The organism is Nocardia sp. NPDC004711, assembly GCF_053601595.1.
On sequence record NZ_JBSGCB010000138.1, the window covers coordinates 1 to 6,304 of the forward strand.

General features: G+C 65.1%; 5 protein-coding genes and 1 pseudogene. 4 read left to right on the forward strand and 2 right to left on the reverse strand.

What is annotated here, in order from left to right:
* Positions 1-147: 147 nt before the first annotated feature.
* A complete protein-coding gene (locus tag ACWEKS_RS48580; protein WP_452346486.1) occupies positions 148-1,392 on the reverse strand; it encodes a LuxR C-terminal-related transcriptional regulator in 1,245 nt (414 codons plus the stop codon).
* 188 nt (positions 1,393-1,580) lie between these two features.
* On the opposite strand from ACWEKS_RS48580, the gene hxlB reads away from it, so the two are divergent.
* Positions 1,581-2,162: a 6-phospho-3-hexuloisomerase gene (gene hxlB, locus ACWEKS_RS48585; protein ID WP_452346483.1), complete on the forward strand. Its 582-nt coding sequence runs from the start codon at positions 1,581-1,583 to the stop codon at positions 2,160-2,162.
* Positions 2,163-2,206: 44 nt separating this feature from the next.
* Positions 2,207-2,836 (forward strand): 3-hexulose-6-phosphate synthase, encoded by a 630-nt coding sequence (gene hxlA / locus ACWEKS_RS48590; protein WP_452346484.1) that lies wholly within the window; start codon positions 2,207-2,209, stop codon positions 2,834-2,836.
* Between the two features lie 123 nt (positions 2,837-2,959).
* On the opposite strand, the gene zwf is transcribed toward hxlA, so the two are convergent.
* Positions 2,960-4,501: a glucose-6-phosphate dehydrogenase gene (gene zwf, locus ACWEKS_RS48595; RefSeq protein WP_452346485.1), complete on the reverse strand. Its 1,542-nt coding sequence runs from the start codon at positions 4,499-4,501 to the stop codon at positions 2,960-2,962.
* Positions 4,502-4,692: 191 nt separating this feature from the next.
* On the opposite strand from zwf, the gene gnd reads away from it, so the two are divergent.
* Both gnd and ACWEKS_RS48605 read left to right on the forward strand, forming a co-directional pair.
* Positions 4,693-5,598 (forward strand): phosphogluconate dehydrogenase (NAD(+)-dependent, decarboxylating), encoded by a 906-nt coding sequence (gnd, locus tag ACWEKS_RS48600; RefSeq protein ID WP_452346487.1) that lies wholly within the window; start codon positions 4,693-4,695, stop codon positions 5,596-5,598.
* A 3-nt stretch (positions 5,599-5,601) separates the two neighbouring features.
* Positions 5,602-6,304, forward strand: a pseudogene (locus ACWEKS_RS48605) (glucose-6-phosphate isomerase); the annotation flags it as partial.

The following is a 6,304-nucleotide window of genomic DNA, read 5'->3' on the forward strand; positions in this document are numbered from 1 at the left end:
GACGCTGATCTTGCAGCGGGCGTTGTGCGCGGTCGCGCTGTCGCTGGGCGGCCGCGCGGGAGCGCGGCTGACCCGGCAGCTGGCCGCGACCGTGAAAGGCGCGAATGGAACGGGAGAGCGAACCGGTCGACTGCGCCAGTCGGTCGATCAGCTCATGCGGTCGGAGGGCGGTAGCGGGGCTACGATGCAGGCCCGCACACCGATCGCGCCGGCCTCGGCCCGATTAGCGACGTTAAGCTTCTTCAGCACACTGGCGACGTGGAACTTGATGGTGCTTTCACTGATTCCGAGCGCCGCCGCGATCGCCTTGTTGCGGCGACCGTATGAGAGGTGCCCGAGCACTTCGAGCTCACGAGGGTTGAGTGCCGCGAGGAGGTGCTCGTCGGGCCGCGTGGCGGGGGGATCGAGCGGAATTGTCAAGGTGACCCTGCTGCCCCACCCGTCGATCGACTCGACGTCGAGGTCGCCTCGTAGCGTCTGCAGCCGGGCGGACAGCTGGCGCGAGAGCGCGTTGGGGTCGATCGCACCGAACCCTTGGTCGCGAACCTCGATGAGCAGGTTCGTACCGTCACAATCCCATGCCACGCGCAGCCGCTCCAACACCGGCTGCGCGGTGAAGGCCAACACAATTGTCCGCACCATTGCCCTTGCGGCGTGAGCGATCTCACCGGGAAGCGCCCGGCCGTCGGCGGGTGGATCGGCGTAGCTGACCTCCACCTGTCGATGGCGCAGTAGCGGGCGCAGCTCGCCCTGGAGACGGGCGAATGCGGTCGTTACCGCTTCCTCGGACAGTTCCCGGTCCACGTCACCAGCCGAGCGCAGGGCGATCAATGCAGCGGACGCGGTCTCGCTGGCGGTAATGCGTGATCGGCGATCATCGAGATCACTCGAGCGGAGTGTCCCGAGAATAGATGCCAGCGTGGCCTCGTGAACCTCGGTGAGTTCGACAATCGTTCGTGCGCGCTCGCTGGAGGCGGCGCGGGATTCGGCGAGGTAGGACGGACTGGCTTGGACCACCTGCTGTTGAATGGAGGTCGCGACAATCCCGAATTGTGCCCTGATTTCCGACCAAGGCGGCGGATTTTGTGTGGCCCGGGGAACGAGCACGAGCAAGGTGTCGCTGCTGTCTCGCACTGCCCACACCCGTCGCTCGCTGCCGGCCAGGACCGCTGTCCCGTCGAAAGCGGTTTCGGGATCAAGCGATTGCTTCAGGACTTCGAGTTCCTCGATGGTTACCCGATCGGTGATTTCGGCGAGACCGCCAACCTTGCGTGGGCGGCCCGTGCACTCGCGGGTGAAGATCACCAGTGCGGTATGCGGGCATGACCCGGCAAGGAACTGGGAAAAGCGCTGAGCGATTTCCGGCAGCGGACCTGCGATCACCCGCCGCATACCGATCCAATCGGCATGGGCGGAAATCACATCATCGATTGCGACCACGCCTCCACGGTACGGCCCGCGATGGACATGACTGCACTGGCAAACCGATTAGCCCCAACCGGCCATTCGGTGAGGTGCCGACGGCGGGACCCGGCGGCAGTCTTGACCAGGTAAGCCACGGGCCACAACCGAGGAGAATCATGACCGCGACCGTCGGGCAGACGAGGACGAAATTCGGTGATGGACGCCGTATCGTGCTCGAGGAGAATCAACGACTGCTCAACTCCGTTGCCGCCGACCAGTGGGATCGCGCAGGCACGATGATCACCTCCGCTCGCGCGGTGTTCGTGATCGGCAACGGGCGCAGCGGCCTGGCCACTCAGATGGCCGCGATGCGGCTAATGCACCTCGGGCTGCGCGTCCATGTCGCCGGTGAGGTGACCGCCCCCGCCATTAGCGCCGGTGACCTGTTGATCGCCGTGTCCGGATCGGGCACCACCGCCTCGGTGGTCGGCGCCGCCGGCACCGCGAAGACGGTCGGTGCCTCGGTGCTGGCCGTCACCACCGCACCGGACTCGCAGCTCGGCCAGCGTGCCGACGAGGTACTGGTGCTGCCGGCCGCCGACAAGCAAGACCACAGCGCGGCCATCACCCGCCAGTACTCGGGCAGCCTGTTCGAGCAGTCCGTGCTCCTGGCCTTCGACGCATTGTTCCAGGCGCTGTGGAGCAACGAGGACCAGACCGCCGAAAAGCTGTGGGAACGACACGCCAACATCGGCTGACCTGAATCCCTGAAACCCCCGAAGAAAACAACCAGGAGAAACACATGACGAAGCTGCAGGTTGCAGTGGATCTGCTCACCACCGCCGACGCGCTGGCCTTGACCAACAAGGTCGCCCCGTATGTCGACATCATCGAGCTCGGCACCCCGCTGATCAAGAGTGCGGGCCTCGGCGTGATCAGCGCGGTGAAGGCCGCGCACCCCGATAAGGAGGTATTCGCAGACCTCAAGACCGCCGACGCCGGCTTCCTCGAGGCCGATCTCGCCTTCGCCGCTGGTGCGGACCTGGTCACCGTCCTCGGGGCCGCCGGGGATGCCACCATCAAGGGTGCGGTCGAGGCGGGCGACAAGCACGGCAAGAAGGTCGTCGCCGACCTGATCGGTGTCGAAAACCGCGTAGAGCGAGCCCGCGAGATCGCCAAGCTCGGTGTCGCATTCGTCGAGATCCACGCCGGTCTCGACGAGCAGGCCCAGCCCGGGTACTCGATCCAGACGCTCCTCGACGACGGCAAGACCGCCGGAGTGCCGTTCTCGATCGCCGGTGGCGTGAAGGTCGACACCATCACCGCGGTCCGGGACGCAGGTGCCCAGGTGGCCGTGGCCGGTGGCGCCATCTATAGCGCCGAGGACCCCGCCGCGGCGGCGAAGGCCCTCAAGGACGCCCTCACCAAATAGTCACATTCCCAGTGAAGCCCTGAACACTAGTGTGTTCAGGGCTTCACTGTCGTCTGCAATCGGAGCGGTTGACCGCTCCTGCAAGGGGCCGCCCGATCGGCTCGTCCGGGCGGCCAGGCCGTTTCAGAGAGGCCGCCACGCCCGATCTGTGCGCGTCAGCATCCGATCCGCCGATATCGGCCCGGTGGAGCCGGACGGATACGACTCGGGGTGGCCGCAGCGCGCCCAGTGTTCGAGCAGCGGGTCGATGACCCGCCAGGACTCTTCGACCTCCTCACGGCGCGGAAACAGGGTGGCATCACCATGCAGCACGTCGGAGATCAGCCGCTCGTACGCCTCCGGTGCCGGGTCGAACACCGACCGGAAATCCATCCCGAGGCTGACCGACTGAATGTGCATACCCTCACCGGGGCGCTTGGCACCGATGTGCAGTTCGATCCCATCGTCGGGTTGTACCCGGAAGACAAGCACATTCGGTACCCCTGCCGCCCGGGCTGTGGCGACGCCGTGGGCGGGCGGCGTGAAGGTCACCGCGATCTCGGTGGTCCGCCGGGCCAGACGCTTGCCGGTGCGGATGTAAAAAGGCACTCCGGCCCACCGCCGGGTCTCCACGCCGACCGTGAGGGCGGCGAACGTCTCGGTTGCCGAGTCTGCGGGGAAACCGGCCTCGTCAGCCAGTCCCGAAACTGACACGCCATTGTCCAGGCCCGCACCATATTGTCCCCGAGCCGAGGTTTCCTCTAGCGGGCCGAGTAGCCTGGTGGCGGAGAGAACCTTGATCTTCTCAGCGGCGATGCTGTCGGGGTCGAATGCGACAGGCTCTTCCATCGCGATCAATGCCAGAATTTGCAGCAAGTGATTCTGAATGACATCGCGAGCCGCCCCGACACCGTCGTAGTATCCGGCGCGGCCTGTCACACCCACACTCTCGGCCATGGTGATCTGCACATGGTCGATATGCCGGTTATTCCACAGCGGCTCGAACATCCCATTCGCGAAACGCAACGCGAGAATGTTCTGCACCATTTCCTTACCGAGATAATGATCGATGCGGTAGACGGACGATGGGGGAAACACTCGTTCGAGTGCAGCTCCGAGAACCTGCGAGCTGGCGAGGTCGTGCCCGAACGGTTTTTCCACCACCACCCGGCGCCATCCACTGCCCCCGCGATTCAGGCCGGTGATCGCGAGTTGGTCGCAGACCGTGGCGAACGCCGTGGGCGGGATGGATAGGTAGAAGACGTAGTTGCTTGTCTTGCCGCGACGGACGTCTACCTCTGCCAGCCGGGCAGCCAAGCGGGTGAACGCGGCCGTGTCGTCGAACGAGCCTTGTACCCAGTGGATCCGCTCGGCCAGCGCTTCCCACACCACCGGGTCGAACGGCGTGCGCGCGTGTGCTCTCACCGACTCGCGCAGGCGGTCCTCGACACCCACAATGTCACGGGCGAAGCCGACGAGGTCGAAGTCCGGCGGCAGCTGACCATTGTGCGCCAGGTCGTAGATCGCCGGCAGCAATTTCTTGCGAGAGAGGTCGCCGGTGATTCCGAAGATGACCATCGAGGCCGGCTCAGTGATCCGTCCGGCACTTCCGATCAGCGCCTCGCGGCCCCGGTTGGCCAGCCCACCTACCAGCGGGGTCCTGTCCTGCACTTCAGACACAGTCACTTCTGCTGCACTCCGTTTTCGCTTCACCTGCGCATTCGGACAATGCGTCGAGTGCCAGTGTCGAATCCGCTCCGCGAGAATGCACTTGGCCGAGCGGCCAGTCCTGGCTCCCCATCCGGGCAGGTGAGGTCGGCACCGAACGCCCGTAGACATAGAACTCGACAAGATTGTGCAAGATCGGAAGTGAAACGGTGACGACAAATTTGGGATTGGTCGGTCTGGGCCGCATGGGAGCGAACATGCGGGAGCGGCTGCGCGAGCGCGGGCATGAGGCGATTGGATTCGACCCGAATGCCGCCGCCAGCGATGTCGACAGTCTTGCATCGTTGGTCGAGTCGCTGCCGACACCTCGTACGGTGTGGGTGATGGTGCCCGCCGGTGCGCCGACCCGCCAGGTCATCGGTCAGCTCACGCGCTTGCTTTCCCCGGGTGACCTTGTGGTCGACGGCGGCAACTCCCGGTTCACCGACGACAAGCTCCATGCCGATCTCCTCGCCGAACGCGGCATCGGTTATGTCGACTGCGGCGTCTCCGGCGGGGTGTGGGGACGAGAAAACGGGTACGCGTTGATGGTCGGCGGCGACGCCGCCGACATTGCCCGGTTGATGCCGATCGTCGATGCGCTGCGGCCAGACGGTGACCGTGAGAACTCCTTTGTCCACGCGGGGCCGGTCGGCGCCGGGCACTACGCGAAGATGGTGCACAACGGCATCGAGTACGGATTGATGCAGGCCTATGCCGAGGGGTACGAGCTCCTTGCCGCGGAAGAGTCCATCGTCGATGTGCCCGCAGTACTTCGTGCCTGGTCGAAGGGCACGGTGGTTCGGTCCTGGTTGCTCGACCTTCTGGTGCAGGCTCTGTCCGATGATCCCGAATTGGCCTCCCTGTCCGGCTACACCGAGGATTCCGGTGAAGGTCGATGGACCGTCGAAGAAGCCATCGCACATGCAGTTCCGGCACCGGTGATCTCGGCCGCGCTGTTCGCTCGGTTCGCATCCCGTCAGGATGATTCGCCGGCAATGAAAGCCGTTTCGGCGCTTCGTAACCAATTCGGTGGGCACGCTGTACGACGCGCCGAACCCGCGGGGAGGGCCTGAGCCGTGGCGATCTCGACCCAGCCCAACCTCACCCGATCCCCCGAGTGGGACAAGCTACAGGCCCACTACGCCAACGTGGCGGAACTGCACCTGAGGGAGTGGTTCGACACCGACCCAGAGCGTGGCCGCGACCTGACCGTCACTGCCGGTGATCTCTACATCGACTACAGCCTCAACCGCATCGACCGGAACACCCTCGGATTGCTGACCGACCTGGCCCGTGCGGCGGGTCTGGAAGAACACCGCGACCGCATGCTGCGCGGAGATCACGTCAACACCACCGAGAACCGGGCGGTCCTGCACACCGCGCTGCGGCTTCCCCTTGAGGCGACGCTGACCGCGGGTGGGCGCAACGTGGTTGCCGATGTCCATCACGTACTCGACCGGATGGGCGACTTCACCGACGACATCAGGAGCGGGCATTGGCGCGGGGCCACCGGTAAGCGCATCACCACGGTGGTCAACATCGGCATCGGTGGGTCCGATCTAGGTCCGCGCATGGTGTGTCGGGCACTGCGCCACTACACCACCGCCGACATCGGCATCCGGTTCGTCTCGAACGTCGATCCAACGGACCTGGTTGCCGAGCTCAAGGATCTCGACCCGGCCACCACGATGTTCATCGTGTCGTCCAAGACATTCACCACCATCGAAACCCTCACCAATGCCACGGCTGCTCGACGATGGCTGACCAGCGCACTCGGAG